This window comes from Streptomyces sp. NPDC003379, assembly GCF_053589195.1.
The window spans coordinates 206,010-225,226 of the sequence record NZ_JBSFRK010000011.1; the positions used below are offsets into that span (position 1 = coordinate 206,010).

Consider the following 19,217-nt stretch of genomic DNA (forward strand, 5'->3'; position numbering starts at 1 on the left):
CCCCGCCCCCATGACTTAACCGGTTAGTACCCTGCCGGGCCGACCTTACCCCGGCTCTTGAACACGCTTGCCTCGCGGGCCGTCTGCTTGATGCCGTCGGCGCCGTTGAACAGGCGCTCGCCCCACGGGGTCAGCCGGTTGGCGTCGAAGCCGGTGGCCAGATCCAGATACTCGACGCCACCGCCGTTGCCGCTCCAGGACCAGCCGAGATAGCCGAGCCGCAGCCGCTGTGCCGTCGCCATGATGGCATCCTCGTCGGGGTTCCCGTCGGAATGGGCGTTGCCGAATTCACCGATCGCTATCGGAAGACCGGCGGAGACAAATCGGTTCAGGTAATCACTGACTTCGGCCGAGGTGTCGAATACGCCGTACATGTGAATGGAGAAGACGGTGTTGCGGCGGGGGTCCGACGCGAAGACGGACGCGGCGTTGTCGCGCATGGTGAAGGACCAGTCCTGGCCCCAGTTGGGGGCGTCGACCATCAGGGTGTGGGCGAAGCCGTCCTTTCGCAGTGCGCGGATGGCCGCGGAGGTGTCGGAGGCCCAGGACTGGTAACCGGCGTTGCCGTGGGGCTCGTTGCCTATGTTGATGATGACGTACTTCTCCTGGCCCTTCAGCGCGGCCTTGACGCTGCGCCAGTAATCGACCGCCCGCGCCAGGGAGACCGCGCCGCTCTGCTCGCCGTACCCCGTGGTGTCGTGCGCCTCCAGTACGCAGACCAGCTGGTTCTGCCTGCACCGCGCGACGACGGCGGTGACGTCGGAGGTGTCGTTCTTCGTCCAGCGGTCGCCGGTGCTGAGCACGACACGCACCGAGTTGGCGCCGAGTGCCTTGATGTCCGACAGCGCTCGGTCCGTGCGGTCCGGATACCAGGTGTGGGCGTGGTTGACGCCTCGCAGGACGAAATCCTTTCCGTTGGCGTCGAGAAGACGGCCCTTGCTGACGTGGAATCCCGGTGTTTCCGCCGCCTGACTCGCCGGTGCCGTCATGAGGGCAGTGGCAAGGACGGTGAGGAGGGTCGCCATGGCGGCGGCCATTCTCTTTCTCATACGTGCTCCCGAGGGTCATGCACATCAAGGACATGAATGTGCCGTGTGGTTCTGGTGCGCGCTTTCCGGCCCGGTGGCTTGCATGAGGCTAGGGGGAGGGAGGACGGCAGCACAATGCTCCGGACGGAACCGGTTAAGTAGATCAGTGGTGGGCTGACTGCCCGCCATGGTCTGCGCGGCGGCGTACACCTTGGGCGGCGGCTCCCTGCTCGCGGCCGAGCTGCGACTGGCCGTCGACCAGGAGCTCGGCGTCGAGGTGCCGGCGGCCGCGCTGTTCCTGACGCCCACCGTTGCGGTGCTTGCCGATGCGGTGGAAGCGGTGGCGCTGAGATGCCCTCGGGGGCCACGGGCTCGGGGAGGGCCCCTGCCGCGTTCCTCAGTTGGCTTCGCTCGTGGGTGAGGGGACACGGCGCGAGGTGTCCCGGTAACGGTCCCGGACCTCCGGGCGTTGCTGGAAGTCGGCCGACCTGTACGTGGCGACGGCGGCAGTGTTGGAGCTTGGCGTGCAGACGAGCGCGCTCGATGAGCCGAGCTCCTGGAGTGCGGACGCCGCTGCGACGGTGATCGCCTTGCCGTAGCCGCGGCCCCGATGTTCCCGGTGCACGCCCATCGGTTCGAGCAACCCGGGCCTGCCCGGGCCGGCCGACCACACCGTCACCGCCGCCACCGCGTCGCCCTGTGCGTCGTACGCGACCAGACAGCGCGCGTCGGCGTACGGCGGTCCGGCCGCCATCGCGTGCCAGCGCTCGTCCGTGAACCTCGACCCGTCGAACGCCGCCCGATGTACCGCCGCGAACACGTGCGCCTGCTCCGGCCCGGCCACCTCGATCCGCATGTCGGGGGCGCTCACCGGCTCCGTGAGGTCGCGGCGCAGCGGCGTCCACGGGGCGTCGGTGTTCCAGCCGGCCTCGGACAGCAGGTCTTGGACCAGTGCGCCCATCGGCGCCTCGATGTTCGCCCTCCCCTCGGGCAGCACGCCGCGCTCCGGCTTGGTCATGTCATCGACCAACTGCTGCGCCAGACGCTCGTCCCGCTGCGCGTCCGGTGCGATCGTCAGGCGCAACAGTCCGGGACCGTCCAACAGGCCGACGGCGAGCATCCGTCCGTCCCGGCTCCACGTCCTGACCGCCGCGGCGGTCGCTTCCGCACCTGACCGCCAGAACCAGCCCAGGTCGCCCGGGTGCAGTTGCGTCGGCGCCCCGTCGTACTGCCACTCCCGCAGCACATCCACGGCCTCGCTCAGCTCGTCGACTCCCGGCCTGCCCAACACGATTGCCATGGCACGATCACACACCACCGCACCGGCAGTCCGCACCCGAAAAACCCGGCTTACGCGGGAAGGCCCAGGCCGCGGGCGATCAGGCCGCGCAGGACGTCGTTGCTGCCGCCGCCGATCACGTACATCGGCGCGGTGCGAAGCGCCTGCTCGAAGCCGCCGCCGGCCGGTGTGTCCGGGCCCGGGCCGAGCGCCGCGTCGGGGCCGAGGAGATCCAGCGCGGCCGCGCCGAACTCCTCGGCGAGTTCACTGCCGAGCACCTGCGCCATGGCCACCACGAGCCGCGGCTTCACCAGCGCGGCGAGGGAGGGCCTGCCCACCGCTGCGGTGAGCTGCTGGGCGGCCTGCGCCGCCGCGGCGAGGCGGCCGATCCGGTCCCGCAGCGCCGAACCCCGGCCGCCGTCCGCGGTGTCGGGCCGCGCGCGCACCTCGGCGAGCAGATCGTCCAGCAGCCGCCGCACCGTCGCGGCGAGGCTCGCCAGGACGACGCGCTCGCCGCCCAGCCCGTCGGTGATCACCTCCCAGCCCGCGTCGACCTGCCCGATCCGGGCGGAGTCGGGAATACGTACGTCATCCAGGAACACGTCGCACGCCACATGGCCCGAGAGCGCCTCGCGCCGGCGGAGAGTGATGCCCGGGGTGTCCATGGGGACCAGGAACACGGTGATGCCCGTGTGCGGTGGGGCTGCTTCCGGGTCGGTCCGCGCGGCCAGCCACATCGCGTCGGAAGCGTGCGCGTCCGTGATCCACGCCTTCTGCCCGTCGATCACCCACGAGTCGCCGTCCCGGACCGCCCGCGTGCGCACCGAGCCGAGATCGGAGCCCGCCTCCGGCTCGCTGTAGCCGACACAGACCCGCAGCGCGCCCCGGCGCAGCAGCGGCAGGAGCCGCTCCCGCTGCTCGGCCGTGCCGTGCCTGAGCAGCGGCGCGCCCACCGTGGCCGTCGCGGCGAGCGCCCGGCCGACCGGCAACCGCCGGTACACCAACTCGTCCTGGAGGACGAGTTGCTCCGCGACCGTCGCGCCCCGCCCGCCCGCGCTCGGCGGCCACGCCATCCCGAACCAGCCCTGCGCGGCTACGGCGGACACCAGCTCCGGGTCGTCGTCGCGGGCGACGAGCGTGGCGCGGGGTTCCGGCGCGTGCTCGGCGAGGAACGACGTCATCCGGCCACGGAACCGTTCCGCCGTGCGGCCCATGTCGGGCGCGGGCAGGGCGGCGCCGCTCTCCACCAGCACGTCGCCGGGTCCGCCGGCGGCGCGGGCGACGGTGGTCAGCCGGGACAGGTCGGCGTGCAGCCGCCGCAGCAGCCAGGGCGCCGCGTGCTCCTCGAAGTAGCCCGCGGCGGCGAGCGTGTGCTGGGCGCCCAGTTGGACGCGCGGGGCCACGGCCTCGATGTGCCGGACGGCCAGCTCGGCGGCGAGCGTCCAGTCGGCGGCGCCCGTGGCGTGCCGGTGCGCGGCGTCGGCCACCAGCAAGGTGCACGCGTCCACGTCGATCTGGCAGGCCGCCGTGCGCTGCTGCACCGCGCCGAACGACCCGATGGCCCTGCCGAACTGCCGCCGCGCACGGGCGTGTTCGACGGCCAGTTCGTGTGCATGGCGGGCGGCGGCCAGGGCCCGTGCGGCGAGCCCGAGCCGCAGCAGCACCACCGCCTCGTCCGCGTCCCTGGCGGGGACCTCGACGTCCGCGACCGACGGGCCGAGGCCCAGCTCCGACCAGGCGGGCACCGCGAGGCCGGGCAGCGCCGTGGCCCGCTCCACGGGGCGCAGCCGGGCGGGGCCGCCGCCGGGCGGGAACAGCAGGACGTGCGTGACGGCGGGCCCACACTCCGCCCACCGGACAGAATCCTGCGGACCCCACTCCGCTTGCCCTGTCTGTCTTGCCTGCTCTGCCTGCTTCGGCCGTCCTGGCTGCTCTGCTTGTCCTGCCTGCCCTGGCCGTCCCGGCTGGTCTGCTTGCCTTGGCCGTCCTGCCTGTCCCGGCCACCCTGGCTGTCCTGCCTGTCCTGCCTGTCCTGCCTGTCCCGGCGGCCCCGGCTGCTCTGCTTGCCCCGGCTGCTCTGCCTGCCCCGACCGTCCTGTCTGCCCCGGCTGCTCCGCCTGCCCCGGCCGCCTCGGTCGCCCCGTGGCGGCGAGGACGCGCAGCGCGCCCGAGCCGATGTCCGTGACCAGCTCGGGCCGGTCCGCGAGGAGGTGGGCGGCCACGTACGCGTCCATGACGGGCAGCGGGCACGCGGCCCGCCCCGTCGCGGTGACCACCGTGAGGACCGCGTCGAGGGCCCCGGCACCGGAGAGGGCCGTCCAGCCCTGATCCGCCGCCGCCTCCCACATCTTGCGGATGTCGGCCGTGGCCGCCTGCGGTGGGGGACTCCAGGTCCGCTCCACCACGGCCCGCACCGCGCGCGTGAACTCCCTGCTCTGCTCAGTGGTCATGAGGTCACCAGACGGGAGCGGCCGCCGTGGCGCAATGCCGCCCGCCCCCTAGGCGGCCCCGGCGTGGCGCCTCGGGGTGGCTAGGGGAGGGCTAGGGGATGACCCCGGAGCACGCCATGGCCCTTAGTAAGACCCATGGACTTCGATCTGACGGCCGCACAGCAGAAGCGCCGCAGTGACATCATGGCCGCCGCCGGCGAGAGGTTCGGCGACCGCACGGCGGACGAGGGCGCGCCGTTCACCCGCCCCGTGTGGCAGGCCGCGGCGGACCTCGGGCTCACCGGGCTGTGCGTGCCGGAGGAGTACGGCGGCGGTGGGCTCGGCGCCCTGGACACCGCGCTGTGCCTGGAGGCGTTCGGCCACGCCTGCCCGGACACCGGCCTGGTCTTCGCGGTCAGCGCGCACCTGTTCGCCTGCACCGTGCCCATCAGGGACTTCGCCGACAAGGACGTACGCGACGAACTGCTGCCCGAGCTCGCGGGCGGCGCGCTCATCGCCGCCAACGCGATGACGGAGGACGGAGCGGGCAGCGACGTGGGCCGCCTCGCCACGACGGCGCGGCGCGGCGACGGAGCGGCGCGCGGCTACGTCCTCGACGGGGAGAAGTCCTTCGCCAGCAACGCCCCCGTCGCCGACGTCTTCGTGACGTACGCGACGACGGACCCGGCGGCCGGTTACCTCGGCACGACGGCGTTCGCCGTGCCCCGCGCCACCCCCGGGCTCTCCGTCGGCGAGCCCTTCCGGAAGATGGGGCTGCACGGCTGCCCCGCCGGACGCGTGCGGTTCGAGGGCGCGCCGGTGCCGGACACCCGGCGGCTCGGCGCGGAGGGCCAGGGGCAGATCGTCTTCCAGCACTCCATGGGCTGGGAGCGGGCCTGCCTCTTCGCGACGTATCTCGGCATGATGGACCGGCAGTTCGAGATGTGCGTCGCACACGCGGGGCGACGCTCCCAGTTCGGCCGCGCCATCGGCCGCTTCCAGGCCGTGTCGCACCGCATCGCCACGATGAAGCAGCGGCTGGAGAGCGCCCGCCTCCTCCTGTACCGGGCGTGCTGGCTGCTGGACAGGGACGGCGCCGCCGACGGTGCCGCCGCGCTGGCCAAGGTGGCGGTCTCGGAGGCCGCGGTCGCCAACAGCCTGGACGCGGTCCACCTCCACGGCGGTTCCGGCTACCTCGCCGGGAGCGGGGTCGAACGGCAGCTCCGCGACGCCGTGCCCGGCACCATCTTCTCTGGTACGAGCGAGATGCAGCGCGAACTCATCGCCCGGGAGGCCGGTCTGTGAACCGGTCCGTGAAACTGCACCGCCTCCTCATCGACGCCGCGCGCAGATACCCCGGCCGGCTCGCGGTCTCCGGGGCCGCGAGCCGGGTCACGTACCGCCAACTCGACCACTGGGCGGACCTGTTCGCCCACCGGCTGCGCGGACTCGGCGTCGGCCGCGGCGACCGCGTCGTGGTGTGGACGCAGAAGTCCCCCGCCGCCGTCGCCGCGATGCAGGGCGTACTGCGGCTCGGCGCGGCCTACGTCCCCGCCGACCACACCACCCCCGCCGCCCGCGTCGCACTCATGGCCCGCGACTGCGCCGCCCGCGTGGTCCTCACCGACGCGGACCGCATCGAGGAGACCGCCGCGGAACTGGGCTCCGGCATCCCGTGCGCACCGCTCCTGCCACCGCCCGCGGGGGACCGTGACGCCCTCGCGTCGGGCGGGACCGGTGGCGCCCCCGCCTCGGGCGGGACCGGTGAGTGCTTGGCTTCGGAAGGGGCCGGTGAACGCTCAGCGGCGAGCGGGACCGGTGACACCTCCGCTTCGGAAGGGGCCGGTGAGTGCTCAGCGTCGGGCGGGGCCGGTGGCGCCCCCGCCTCGGGCGGGACCGGTGAGTGCTCGGCTTCGGAAGGGCCCGGTGAGTGCTCAGCGTCGGGCGGGACCGGTGGCGCCCCCGCCTCGGGCGGGACCGGTGAGTGCTCGGCTTCGGAAGGGCCCGGTGAGTGCTCAGCGTCGGGCGGGACCGGTGGCGCCCCCGCCTCGGGCGGGACCGGTGAGTGCTCGGCTTCGGAAGGGCCCGGTGAGTGCTCAGCGTCGGGCGGGGCCGGTGACACCTCCGCTTCGGAAGGGGCCGGTGAGTGCTCAGCGTCGGGCGGGACCGGTGAGTGCTCGGCTTCGGAAGGGCCCGGTGAGCGCTCAGCGGCGAGCGGGGCCGGTGGTGCCTCCACCTGGAACAGGAGTGGTGGCGCTTCTGCGTCGGACGGAACTGGTGGTGCTGCTTCCGCGTCGAGCGGGGCCGGTGACGCCTCCGCCTCGGACGGATCCGGTGGCGCCTTCGCGACGAGTGAGTCCGGCGGTGCCCGCACGCAGAGCGGGGCCGGTGGTGCCCCCGCGGCGAGCGGGTCCGGCGCCGTGGATCAGGTGACCTGGACCGGCGACGCCGCCCCCGCGGCAAACGGAACCCCCGCCGTGGACGAAGCCACCGTCCCGGACGATCTCGCCTACCTCCTCTACACCTCCGGATCCACCGGCACCCCCAAGGGCGTCTGCGTCAGTCACCGGGGCGCCCTCGCCTTCGTGGAGTGGGCCGCCGCCGAGTTGCGTGCGCGGCCCGAGGACCGGTTCGCCAACCACGCGCCGTTCGGCTTCGACCTGTCCGTCCTCGACCTGTACGTGGCGTTCGCCGCGGGGGCCTCGGTTCACCTGGTCTCAGCGGAACTCGCGTACGCGCCCGCTCAGTTGGTGGACTTCCTGTACGAGGAGGACATCACCGTCTGGTACTCCGTACCGTCCGTGCTCGCCCTGATGATGCGCGAGGGCGGGCTCCTCGCGCGCCCCGCACCCGCCGCCCTGCGAGCCGTGCTGTTCGCCGGTGAGCCCTTCCCCGTCCGCTACGTCCGGCAGCTGGCGCTCTGGACGGACGCCCGGCTCCTGAACCTCTACGGGCCCACCGAGACGAACGTGTGCACCTTCCACGAGCCGACCCCCGAGGACCTGGCCGGCGAGGAGCCGCTGCCCATCGGCCGTGCCGCGAGCGGCGACCACGTCTGGGCGGCCCGCCCCGACGGCACCGCCTGCGAGCCGGGGGAGGAAGGCGAGCTGCTCGTCGCGGGGCCCTCGGTGATGCTCGGCTACTGGGGCGCGGTACCCGCCCGCAGCCCCTACGCCACCGGCGACCGTGTCCGCACCGACGCCGACGGCACCCTCCACTACCTGGGCCGCCGCGACCACATGACCAAGGTCCGCGGCAACCGCGTCGAGCTGGGCGACGTCGAGGCCGCCCTCACCGCGCACCCCGACGTCGCCGAGGCCGCCGCCGTGGTGGTCGGCGACGGACTGGACGCCCGCCTCGTGGCGTACGTCGTGCCGTGGCCCGGACGCGACCCGGGAGTGCTCGCCCTCAAGCGGCACTGCGCCGGACGGCTACCGCGCTACATGGTCGCCCACGACGTGTACGTGGTCCCGGAACTGCCGCGCACCCGCAACGGCAAGACCGACCGGTCGGCGCTCGCGTCGAGCGTCCCGCACCGGGCAAAGGACGCCCCGCACCGAGTGAAGGACGCCCCGCAACCAGTGAAGGACGCCCCATGACAGCTCGCCCCACAACAGCCGAAGAGACCGCCGAGCTCATCACGGGCTACGTCAAGGACACCTTCCTGGACGGCGACGAGAAGGGTGAACTCGACGCGCGCACACCGCTCTTGGAGTGGGGCGTCCTCAACTCCCTCAACACGGCGCGCCTGCTCGCCTTCATCCGCGAGCGGCTCGGCGTGCGCGTGCCGCCGACCGCGGTCTCACCGGAGAGCTTCAAGAACATCGACAACATCACCGCGCTGGTCGTCTCCCTGGGAGCGGGAAAGGACGCGAGGTAGATGACCGACGCCCGCACCGCTCAGACGCCGCCCCCCGAACCCGTCGCGATCGTCGGTGTCGGCTGCCGCTACCCCGGCGGGACCCACGACCTGCCCTCCCTCGGGCACGCCCTGGAATCGGGACGCGGCCTGGTCCGCGACGTGCCCGAGGGGCGCTGGGGGCGGTACCCCGACGGCACCCCCACCAAGGGCGTGTTCTTCGACGACGTCGCCCGTTTCGACGCGGAGTTCTTCGGCATCGCGCCGCCCGAGGCGAGCCTGCTCGACCCCCAGCAGCGCCTCCTCCTGGAAGTCGCCTGGGAGGCGATGAGCGACGCGGGGCGCACCCGGGAACAGTGGCGCGGCACCCGCACGGGCGTCTTCGTCGGCATGCTCGCGGGCGACTACCACCTCCTGCACGCGCGCACACTCGGCACCGCGGGCGTCGACCAGCACTACGTAAGCGGCGTCGAGTTCAGCTTCGCGGCCGGCCGCCTCGCCTACACCTTCGACCTCCGGGGACCGGCGCTCGCCGTCAACTCCGCCTGCTCCTCCTCACTGCTGGCCGTGCACCAGGCCTGCCAGAGCCTGCGCGGCGGCGACTGCGACACCGCGCTCGCCGCCGGGGTCAGCCTCCTCATCACGCCCGACATCAGCGTCTTCATGCACCGCGTCGGCGCGCTCTCCGCCACCGGTTCCTGCCGCCCCTTCGACGCGGCGGCGGACGGCACGGTACGGGGTGAGGGCTGCGGTGTCGTCGTACTCAAACGGCTCACCGACGCCCTGGCCGACGGCGACCGCGTCCACGGCGTCCTGCGCGGCTCCGCCGCCAACAACGACGGCGCCAGCATGGGCCTGACCGCCCCCAACCCCGCCGCCCAGGCCCGGCTGCTGCGCGACGCCCTCGCCCACGCGGGCGTCGGCCCCGCCGACGTCGACTACGTCGAGGCGCACGGCACGGGGACCCACCTCGGCGACATGTACGAACTGGGCGTGCTCGACGAGGTCTACGGCACCGGACGCGAGCCGGGGCGCCCCTTGCGGGTCGGCTCGCTCAAGGCGGTCCTCGGGCACACCGACGCCGCCGCGGGCATCACCGGCCTCCTCAAGGCGCTGTGGGTCGTCGGCTCCGGGCGCGCCCCCGCCCAGCCCGGCATCGACAGCCTGCACCCCGCCGTCGACTGGGCGGCGGCGGGCATCGCCGTACCACTCGACCACACCGAACTCGCCGTGCCGGGAAGGCCGTTGCGGGCGGGGGTGAGCGCGTTCGGCCTCAGCGGGACCAATGTGCACGCCGTCGTCGAGGCCGCCCCCGAGGACCCAGAAGGCGTACGGCCCGGCCGCGCCCCCTACCTCCTGCTCGCCTCCGCCGCCCGCCCCGAAGGTCTCGCCGCGCAGGTGACCGGGTTGCGCGAGCACGCGGCGCGCACCGACCGCATCGGTGACCTGATCGCCTCCGCGGCGACCCGCCGTACCCACGAGGCCCACCGGTACGCGGCGGTCGCCATGGACGTACCCGCGCTCCTGGACGGCCTCGACGACCCGGAGGAACCACCGGACGGCGCCTACACGGGAGCGGTACCCGACCCGGACTCCGCACCGGCCCCCGTCTTCGTCTACCCGGGGCAGGGCGGCCAGTGGGCGGGCATGGCGATGGACCTGCACGCCACCGACCCGGTCTTCCGCGCCACGCTGGACGAGTGCGACGCGCTGCTGCGGGCCGACGGGATGCTGGGGACCGACGGGCTGACGCGGACCGACGGGTTGATACGGACCGACTCGTCCTGGTCGCTGACCGAGGAGATGCGCCGCACCGAGCACAGCCGCCTCGACCGCACGGACATCTCCCACTGCGCGATCTTCGCCGTGCAGGTCGCGGTGACGCGGTGGCTCGCGGAGCGCGGCGTGCGGCCCGCCGCGGTGATCGGGCACAGCCTGGGCGAGATCACCGCCGCGCACGTGTCGGGCGTCCTGTCCCTGGCGGACGCCATGAGCCTGGTGCTGGTCCGCTCGACGATCGCCCGGGAACTCGCCGCGGGCTCCGGCCTGATGTACGCCGTTCAGGGCGGCGCGGACAGGGTGGCCGCCGCGCTCGCCGAGACCGGCCTCGCCGCGGCGGTCGCCGCCGTCAACGGCCCCGCGTCGTGCGTCTTCTCCGGGCCCACCGAGGACGCCGTGGCCGCCGCGGACGCGCTGGAGGCCCGCGGTCTGCGCTGCCGACGGCTGAAGGTCGAGCTCGCCAGCCACGGCCCGGCCGTGGCGCACTGCGGGCCGCCGCTGCGGGAGGCCGCGGCCGGACTCGACCACCGCGAGGCGACCCTGCGGTGGCTGTCCACCGTGGACCCCGACCGGGACCTGACCGGCGTCGACGCCGACTACTGGGCCCGCAACATCACCCGCCCCGTGCTCCTGTGGCCCGCCGTCGACCGTCTCCTCGCCGAACAGGAGTGCGCCCTCGTCGAGGTGGGCCCGCACCCCGTCCTCACCGGGGCGCTCACCGACGCGCTGCGGCACCGGGGCCGCGCCGGGCAGGCGCACGCGACCCTGCACCGCGACGAGCCGGGCGGCCTCGCCCTGCACAGGACGCTCGCCCGGCTGCACGTCGACGGCGTGCCGATCGACTGGGAGAACGTCACCGGGCGTCCCGGCAGGTACCACTCGCTGCCGGTGCCCACCTGGGGCGGCGACCGTTACTGGCTTCCCGCGGGACAGCGGCCGCGGGCCGAGGAGACGTACGTACGACCGCTTCCGTCCCCAGTACGCCGGGAACGCGCGACGGGCACGGGCGGCAGCGCCCTGTCGGCCCGCGTCGAGACGGCGGTCCGCGAGGTCCTCGGCCTCCCCGACGGCCAGCGCCTGCTGCGCCGGAGGGGACTGTTCGAGCAGGGCCTCGATTCCTTGAGCGCCGCCACGCTCCGCCGCCGCCTTGACCGCGAGTGCGGGGTCACCCTCCCCGTGCCCGCCATATTCGAACATCCCACCGTCGAGGCGCTCGTGGCGTACCTGGCCGAGCTCGGGGCGCGGGAGGACGGCGAGGCCGTACGGGAGGAAGGACAGGAGGCCGTACAGGAGGCGGGGCCGGAAGAGGCTCTGGTCGATGCCGTCCTGGCGGACGGGCCCGGAACCGGCGAGGGGGAAGACGCCGGTGCCGCCATCGCCGTCACCGGTATTTCCTGCCGCCTGCCCGGCGCCGGATCCCCCCAGGAGTTCTGGGAGTTGCTGACGGCGGGGCGGCACTCGGTGTCCGAACCGCCGCCCGGCCGCAGGGACGACCCCGTATGGGGCGAGGCCGCGGCCGCCGACATCCCCAGCAGGAGCTGCTACCTGGACGACATCGCCGGTTTCGACGCGGGGTTCTTCCGCATCTCGCCGCGCGAGGCCGCCTCACTCGACCCGCAACAGCGGCTCATGCTGGAGGTCGCCTGGGAGGCCCTGGAGGACGCGGGCAGCCGCCCCGCCGCGCTGACCGGCCGGCCCGTCGGCGTCTACGTGGGCCTGGAAGCCGCCGACTACCAGCAGCTCCTTGCCCGCGACATGCGCAACGTCGACCTGTACTTCGGCACGGGCACGTCGTTCGCCGCCGTGGCCGGACGACTGTCGTACGTCCTTGGGCTGAGCGGTCCGAGCCTGGTCGTGGACACCGCGTGCTCCGCCTCGCTGACGGCGGTGCACCTGGCCTGCCAGGGCCTGCGCGGCGGCGACTGCGAGGTCGCCGTGGTCGGCGGCGCCCACACGATGATCGCCCCCACTCTCATGGTCGCGATGTCGGAGAGCGGCGCGCTCGCGGCCGACGGCTGGTGCAAGACCTTCGACGAGGCCGCCGACGGTTACGGCGTGGGCGAGGGCGCCGTCGCGCTCGTGCTCAAACCGCTCGCGGCGGCGCGCCGCGACGGCGACCGCGTCTACGCGGTGATCCGTGGCAGCGCCGTCAACCAGGATGGAGCCGCGGGCGGCTTCACCGTCCCCAACGCGGCCGCGCAGCAGGCCCTGATCCGCCGCGCCCTGGACCGGGCGGGCTGGCAGCCCGCCGACGTGGACTACGTCGAGGCGCACGGCACGGGCACCCCCGTCGGCGACCCCATCGAGGTCAACGCGCTCGCCGAGGCGTACGGGCCCGGGCGCGCCCCGGACGCCCCGCTCCTCATCGGCTCCGCGAAGCCGAACGTCGGCCACCTGGCGGCGGCGGCCGGCGTGGTCGGACTCCTGAAGACGGTCCTGTCCCTGCACCACGGGCGGATACCGCGCCATCTCGTGAACCGCCCCTCGTCCCGCATCGACTGGGCCGGCCTGCCCGTCGAACTGGCCACCGCGCCACGCCCCTGGCCCCGGCACGGGCGCCCCGCACGCGCGGGCGTCAGCTCCTTCGGGCTCACCGGCACCAACGCGCACGTCCTGCTCGAACAGGCCAACGAGCGACCGGACGACGACACCGCCGCGCCGCGCCACCCCGCACGGCCGTACGCCCGTCCGTACGCCCTGCCGGTGACCGCGGCGAGCGCGAGGGCGCTGCGTACCGCCGCGCTCCGGATGGCGCGGCACCTGCGCGAAACCGACCCCGGCCATCCCGGCCACCCCGCCCATCCTGACCTGGACGCGCTCGTCGGAACCGCCACGCACCGGCGCTCCTTGCTCGAACACAGGATCGTCGCCGTGGGCGCCGACGCCGAGGAACTCGCCGCCGCCCTGGAGTCGGCCGCGGCGGGCGGCGACACTCCTCCGGTCACCGCCGTGCACCGTGGCCGCTGCGACGCGGAGACCACCGTCACGGCCACCTTCCGCTACCCCGCCGAGCTGCCCGCCACCTGGCAGCGGCTCACCGCCGACCCCGACTACCGGCGCGCCCTGGACGGCTGCGCGGCCGACCTTGCCGCCGTGACCGGCACCTCGACGGACCTCACCGAGAACCCGGACCCGGCGCTGCGCGACGCGCACGTCTTCTGCCACCACGTCGCCGCCACCGCGCTGTGGGCGGCGATCGGCGTGCGCCCGCGGCACGCCACCGGCGAGGGACCGGGGCGGCTCGGCGCGGCGTGGGCCGAGGGCCGGGTGAGCGTACGGGAGGCGCTGCGCGAACTCTGCGGCGAGGCCCGGCAGTCCCCGCAGCCCCGGCAGTCCCGGCACGAAGTCTGCGACGAGGTCCCGGAGGGCGACACGATCGTCCTCGACGTACTGCCATGGGATGCCGACGACGCCGACGGCGCCGACCCGCTGGAGCGGATCGTGCACACGGCCGCCGAGCTCTTCGCCACCGGGTACGAGCCGGTGCCCGGCGAGACGCCCGTGTGCCCGGTGAGCCTGCCCGCCTATCCGTGGGAGCACCACCGCACCCACTGGTACCGCGAGCCGCTGGTCCGCCGGACGGAGACGGCGGTTCCGTGCGTCCTGTCAGCCCCGGATCCGGCCGAACTGCGAAGCTACGCGGCCCAATTGGCGTCCTTCGTACGAGAGAGTCCCGCGCTGGACGTCGACGCCTTCGGGGCCGCGCTCGCGGACCGGCCCGTGCTGCCCTGCCGGGCCACGGTGGTCGCCGGGCGCCGGACCGCGCTCCTCACCGGGCTCGACGCGCTCACCGCCGGTGCCGACGCGCCGAACGTCATCACGGACACCGTCCTCGACGACCCGTCCGGCGTGGTCATGGTCTTCCCCGGGCAGGGCGGCCAATGGGCCGGGATGGGCTGCGAACTGCTGGACGCCTCCCCGGTGTTCGCGGAGCGTGCGGAGGCGTGCGCGGCCGCCCTCGAACCGTTCACCGGCTGGTCGGTCGTCGACGTGCTGCGCGGCGCCGAGGGCGCGCCCGACCTGGCCCGCAACGACGTGCTCCAGCCCGTCCTGTTCACGGTGATGGTCGCGCTCGCCCGGCTCTGGGAGTCCGTGGGCGTGGTGCCCAGAGCGGTGCTCGGCCACTCCCAGGGCGAGATAGCCGCCGCCTGTGTGGCGGGCGCGCTCGGGCTGGACGACGCGGCCCGGATCGTCGCCCTGCGCAGCCGGGCACTGCACCGGGACCTCGCGGGGCGCGGCGGCGCGCTCTCCGTACGCATGTCCCGGCACGAGGTGACCGCCCTCCTGGAGCGGTGGGGCGAGCGCCTGTCGGTGGCGGCGGTGAACGGCCCCGGCTCGGTGGTGGTGTCCGGTGAGATGGCCGCCCTGGACGAACTGGAGGCGGTCCTCACCGAGACGGACGTACGAGTGCGTCGCCTCACCGTCCACTGTGCGGCGCACTCCGCGCAGATGGACCAGCTGGAGGACGAGCTGCTGGACGTACTCGCCCCGCTCGCGCCGCGCTCGTCGGACATCGCGTTCTGCTCGGCCGTCACCGGTGACGTCATGGACGGCTCCGGGCTCGACGCCGCCTACTGGTTCCGCAACCTGCGCGAGACGGTGGAGTTCGAGAAGGCGGCGCGCGCCCTGATCAAGGAAGGCCACTCGGTGTTCCTGGAGGTCAGCGCCCATCCGCTGCTGGCCGCCGGGTTCGACGAGACGGGCAGCGCCATGGGCGTCCAGATCACCGCGCTGGAGACGCTGCGGCGCGACGACGGCGGCATGAGCCGCTTCGTGACCTCGCTGGCCGCGGCGCACGCCCACGGTGTCGCCGTGGACTGGCCCGCGCTGTTCACCGGGACGGGGCCCCGACGCCCCGAACTGCCCAGCGGCCGGGGTTCTACGGCCTCGGACCTCACATCGGGCGACGACGAAGGCTTCTGGCAGGCAGTGGAGAGCGGCGACGCCGAAGAACTGACCGGCCTGCTGAACCTGGACGCCACGGACGAGCAACGGCGGGCCGTGGAAGCGCTGCTGCCCGCCCTGGCCACCTGGCGCGGCCGCCACCACGAACGACACGTCGGCGAATCCTGGCGCTACCGCGTCACGTGGCGACGGACGCCCTTGCCGACCCCGGCGGAACTGGCGGGGACGTGGCTTGTCGTGCTGCCCGAGCGGTGCGGGGCGGACGGGACGGTGGCGCGGCGTGCGGAAGACGGGACGGCGACGCGGGGTGCGGCGGACGATGAGGCGGCGCGGCGTGCGGACGACGACAAGGCTGCGCCATGCGCGGAGGGCGGGACGGTGGCGCGGTGCCTGGCCGCCCTGGCGGCAGGCGGTGCTGATGTGCGTGAGGTTGTTGTGGATGCGGCACGGGTCGACCGCGTCGGGCTCGCCGGGCAACTGCGTACCGCCGCCGCACGGCAGTCCGGGGAGATCCAAGGGGTCGTCTCGCTGCTCGCCTTCGACGAAGAACCCCACGCGGCCGAACCGGGCGTCGCCGCCGGGCTGGCCGCCACGGTCGTCCTCTCCCAGGCACTGGACGACGCCGAGGTCGAGGCACGCCTGTGGTGCGTGACCGGCGGCGCCGTGTCGGTGGGCGCCGACGACCCCGTCACCAGCCCGGCCCAGGCGCAGGTACTGGGCCTGACACGGGTGCTCGGCCTCGACGAGCCCCGACGCTGGGGCGGCCAGGTGGACGTGGGCGGCGACCCCGGGCCCGCGCTGTGCGCGGTGCTCGCGGGCGCCCTGGGCGACGAGGACCAGGTGGCGCTGCGCGGCCGGAACGCATGGGTGCGGCGCCTGACACCCGCACCCCTGGAGAGCCCGGCCCCGCCCGACTGGCGAGTGCGCGGCACGGCACTGGTGACCGGCGGCACCGGCGGCGTCGGCGCGCAGGTGGCGCGCTGGCTCGCCGGAGCGGGCACCGAACGGGTGGTCCTGGTCAGCCGGCGCGGCAAGGACGCGCCCGGCGTGAGCGAACTCCTCGCCGAGCTGGAGCGGTCCGGCACGGCCGAGGTCGTCGTGGAGGCCTGTGACGTCACGGACAAGGAGGCACTGGCCGGCGTCCTCGCGCGGATCCCGGACGAGTCGCCGCTGACCACGGTCGTCCACGCCGCCGCGGTGATCGGGGAGCGCAAACCCCTCGCGGAGGTCACCGTGGCCGACCTCGCGGAGATCCTCGGACCCAAGGTCGTGGGCACCGCCCACCTGGGCGCGCTCCTCGGCGACCGACGGCTCGACGCCTTCGTCCTGTTCTCCTCCAACGCCGGTGTCTACGGCAGCAGCGGCCAGGGGCCGTACGCGGCCGCCAACGCCTACCTCGACGCGTTCGCCGAGCGGCGCGCCGCGCGCGGACTGCCCGTCACCTCGATCGCCTGGGGCGCCTGGGCGGACAGCGGCGGCGCCGCGACACCGGACGCCGAGCGGTTCCTCACCCGGCGCGGCGTACGCCCCATGCCGCCGCCCATGGCACTCGCCGCCCTGCGGCAGGCCGTCGAGCGGGGCGACACCACGCTCTCCGTCACCGACATGGACTGGCCCCGCTTCGCCGAGTCCTTCGCGGCGGCCCGCCCGCGCCCCCTCATCGCCGACATCCCCGGCGCGGGCGCCGGGAGCGGCGCGGGGCCGGACCGGGACGGCGCGCCGGGCGGCGGCCCCGGATCGCGGGCGGCGGCCCTTGCGGCACGCCTCGCCGGGGAGACGACCGCGGCGGGACGCGAGCGGATCCTCCTGGACCTGGTCCGCGGCGAGGTGGCGTCCGTCCTCGGGCACGACGGCGTGGACGCCGTCGAACCGGACCGGGCCTTCAAGGACTTCGGCTTCGACTCGGTCACGGCCGTGCAGATGAGGGGCCGCCTGCGCGCGGCGACGGGCCTCCGCCTCTCCGCCACGCTGATCTTCGACCACCCCACGGCGGCGTTGCTGGCCCGGCATCTGCACGGCGAGCTCGCCCCGGACGACGCGCCCGGCGGGCCCGCCCACCCCATCGACGCGATGAGCGTCCAGGACCTGCTCCGCATCGCGGGCAACGAGAGTGACAGGTGAGTCACAGGTGAGCACCCCCACCGAGGACATCGTCGCCGCACTGCGCGCGTCCCTGAAGGAGACCGAACGCCTCCGCGACGAGAACCGGCGCCTCGCGGGCTCCGACCGCGAACCCCTGGCCGTCGTCGGGATGGCCTGCCGGTTCCCCGGCGAGGCACGCTGCCCCGAGGAGCTGTGGGACCTCGTCGTCAGCGGCACGGACGCCACCACCGGGTTCCCCGACAACCGCGGCTGGGACCTCGACGGCCTCTACGACCCCGACCCCGGCGCCCCCGGGAAGTCATACGTCCGCGCGGGCGGGTTCCTGCGCGACCCGGGCGAGTTCGACGCCGAGTTCTTCGGCATCTCACCCCGCGAGGCCCTCGCCATGGACCCCCAGCAGCGCCTCCTCCTCGAAGCGTCCTGGGAACTCCTCGAACGGTCGGGGATCGACCCCGCGACCCTGCGGTCCAGCGCGACCGGCGTCTTCGTCGGCGCGTCGACGTCCACCTACATCCCGGACCTCGTCCGCGCGCCCCGGCGCACCGAGGGGTACGCGTTCACCGGCAACACCTCCAGCGTCCTCTCCGGCCGCCTCGCCTACCAGCTCGGCCTGGAGGGCCCGGCCGTCACCGTCGACACGGCCTGCTCGTCCTCCCTGGTCGCCCTGCACCTCGCCTGCCGGTCCCTGCGCGCGGGCGAGAGCTCGCTGGCCATCGCCGGCGGTGTGACGGTGATGGCGAGCCCCGCGGTCTTCGTCGAACTCTCCCGCCAGCGTGCCCTCGCCCCGGACGGCCGCTGCAAGGCGTTCGCCGCCGCCGCGGACGGCTTCAGCTCCAGCGAGGGCGTCGGCCTGCTGCTCCTCGAACGCCTCTCCGATGCCCGCCGCCTGGGCCACCGTGTCCTCGCGGTGGTACGCGGCACCGCCGTCAACCAGGACGGCGCCAGCAACGGCCTGACCGCACCCAACGGCCCCTCCCAACAGCGCGTCATCCACGCGGCGTTGGCCGACGCGCGTCTGTCCCCGTCCGACGTGGACGCCGTGGAGGCGCACGGCACGGGAACCGAACTCGGCGACCCCATCGAGGCCCAGGCACTCCTGGCGGCCTACGGACAGGAACGGGACGGCGGCGATCCGCTGTGGCTCGCCTCCGTCAAGTCCAACATCGGGCACACGGCCGCCGCGGCGGGAGCGGCGGGCGTCATCAAGACGGTGATGGCGTTGCGGCACGGTGTGCTGCCGAAGACGTTGCATGTGGACGATCCGTCGCCGGAGGTGGACTGGTCGGCGGGTGCGGTGGAGTTGTTGCGGGAGAACAGGCCGTGGCCGTCGGTTGTGGGGCGGCCGCGTCGGGCGGGTGTGTCGTCGTTCGGGATCAGCGGCACGAACGTCCACGTGATCTTGGAGCAGGCGCCGGAAGAGCCCTCCCGTGCACTGCCGATGCAGGGCCGGGAGTTGCCGGTCGTGCCCTGGGTCGTGTCCGGGCGGGGCGAGGACGGACTGCGCAGGCAGGAGAACCGCTTCCGGGAATGGCTGGCCGCCTCACCCACCACCGACCCGGCCGAGGTCGGCGCCGCCCTGGCGGCTCGTACGCAGCTCTCGCACCGCTCCGTATGGCTCGGCGACGACCGACTGGCAACGGGCGCGCCGTCGAGCGGCGAACGCCGACCGGTCGGGTTTCTGTTCTCGGGTCAGGGTGCGCAGCGGGTGGGGATGGGGCGGGGTTTGTATGAGGCGTTTCCGGTGTTCGCTGAGGCTTTTGATGAGGTGTGTTCGGGGTTTGATGGGGTGTTGAGGGGTTCTTTGCGGGATGTGGTTTTTGGTGGGGGTGGGGGTG

The 19,217-nt window shown here is 74.2% G+C and carries 9 protein-coding genes; 6 read left to right on the forward strand and 3 right to left on the reverse strand.

Annotation, left to right across the window (positions count from 1 at the left end; genetic code table 11):
- Nucleotides 1-23: 23 nt before the first annotated feature.
- Nucleotides 24-1,049: a glycoside hydrolase family 5 protein gene (locus ACWDVB_RS13350; RefSeq protein WP_451519163.1), complete on the reverse strand. Its 1,026-nt coding sequence runs from the start codon at nucleotides 1,047-1,049 to the stop codon at nucleotides 24-26.
- A 166-nt stretch (nucleotides 1,050-1,215) separates the two neighbouring features.
- On the opposite strand from ACWDVB_RS13350, the gene ACWDVB_RS13355 reads away from it, so the two are divergent.
- Nucleotides 1,216-1,449: an acyl carrier protein gene (locus ACWDVB_RS13355; protein WP_451519162.1), complete on the forward strand. Its 234-nt coding sequence runs from the start codon at nucleotides 1,216-1,218 to the stop codon at nucleotides 1,447-1,449.
- Here ACWDVB_RS13355 and ACWDVB_RS13360 read toward each other — a convergent pair.
- Nucleotides 1,426-2,328: a GNAT family N-acetyltransferase gene (locus tag ACWDVB_RS13360; protein WP_451519161.1), complete on the reverse strand. Its 903-nt coding sequence runs from the start codon at nucleotides 2,326-2,328 to the stop codon at nucleotides 1,426-1,428. The two genes, ACWDVB_RS13355 and ACWDVB_RS13360, sit on opposite strands and share 24 nt — an antisense overlap.
- 50 nt (nucleotides 2,329-2,378) lie before the next feature.
- On the reverse strand, nucleotides 2,379-4,757 hold the full coding sequence (locus ACWDVB_RS13365) for an acyl-CoA dehydrogenase family protein (RefSeq protein WP_451519160.1): 2,379 nt from the start codon (nucleotides 4,755-4,757) through the stop codon (nucleotides 2,379-2,381).
- Between the two features lie 135 nt (nucleotides 4,758-4,892).
- On the opposite strand from ACWDVB_RS13365, the gene ACWDVB_RS13370 reads away from it, so the two are divergent.
- The 5 genes from ACWDVB_RS13370 to ACWDVB_RS13390 all read left to right on the forward strand — a co-directional run.
- Entirely contained in the window at nucleotides 4,893-6,041 is a 1,149-nt protein-coding gene (locus ACWDVB_RS13370; protein WP_451519159.1) for an acyl-CoA dehydrogenase family protein, read from the forward strand.
- Nucleotides 6,038-8,335, forward strand: coding sequence for an AMP-binding protein (locus ACWDVB_RS13375; RefSeq protein WP_451611962.1), 2,298 nt, complete (start codon nucleotides 6,038-6,040; stop codon nucleotides 8,333-8,335). The genes ACWDVB_RS13370 and ACWDVB_RS13375 overlap by 4 nt, the downstream gene beginning before the upstream one ends.
- Complete coding sequence (locus tag ACWDVB_RS13380) at nucleotides 8,332-8,616, forward strand: acyl carrier protein (protein ID WP_451519157.1); 285 nt, start codon at nucleotides 8,332-8,334, stop codon at nucleotides 8,614-8,616. The genes ACWDVB_RS13375 and ACWDVB_RS13380 overlap by 4 nt, the downstream gene beginning before the upstream one ends.
- On the forward strand, nucleotides 8,617-17,400 hold the full coding sequence (locus ACWDVB_RS13385) for a type I polyketide synthase (protein WP_451519156.1): 8,784 nt from the start codon (nucleotides 8,617-8,619) through the stop codon (nucleotides 17,398-17,400).
- A gap of 7 nt (nucleotides 17,401-17,407) precedes the next feature.
- Nucleotides 17,408-19,217 (forward strand): type I polyketide synthase (locus tag ACWDVB_RS13390; RefSeq protein WP_451611963.1); only part of this gene is annotated, 1,810 nt, incomplete at its 3' end.

Excerpts from the sequence above, each read along its gene's own strand:
- ACWDVB_RS13350 (WP_451519163.1), bottom strand. The coding sequence starts at position 1,049 with ATGAGAAAGAGAATGGCCGCCGCCATGGCGACCCTCCTCACCGTCCTT.
- ACWDVB_RS13385 (WP_451519156.1), top strand. The coding sequence starts at position 8,617 with ATGACCGACGCCCGCACCGCTCAGACGCCGCCCCCCGAACCCGTCGCG.
- ACWDVB_RS13380 (WP_451519157.1), top strand. The coding sequence starts at position 8,332 with ATGACAGCTCGCCCCACAACAGCCGAAGAGACCGCCGAGCTCATCACG.
- ACWDVB_RS13365 (WP_451519160.1), bottom strand. The coding sequence starts at position 4,757 with ATGACCACTGAGCAGAGCAGGGAGTTCACGCGCGCGGTGCGGGCCGTG.
- ACWDVB_RS13360 (WP_451519161.1), bottom strand. The coding sequence starts at position 2,328 with ATGGCAATCGTGTTGGGCAGGCCGGGAGTCGACGAGCTGAGCGAGGCC.
- ACWDVB_RS13355 (WP_451519162.1), top strand. The coding sequence starts at position 1,216 with ATGGTCTGCGCGGCGGCGTACACCTTGGGCGGCGGCTCCCTGCTCGCG.
- ACWDVB_RS13370 (WP_451519159.1), top strand. The coding sequence starts at position 4,893 with ATGGACTTCGATCTGACGGCCGCACAGCAGAAGCGCCGCAGTGACATC.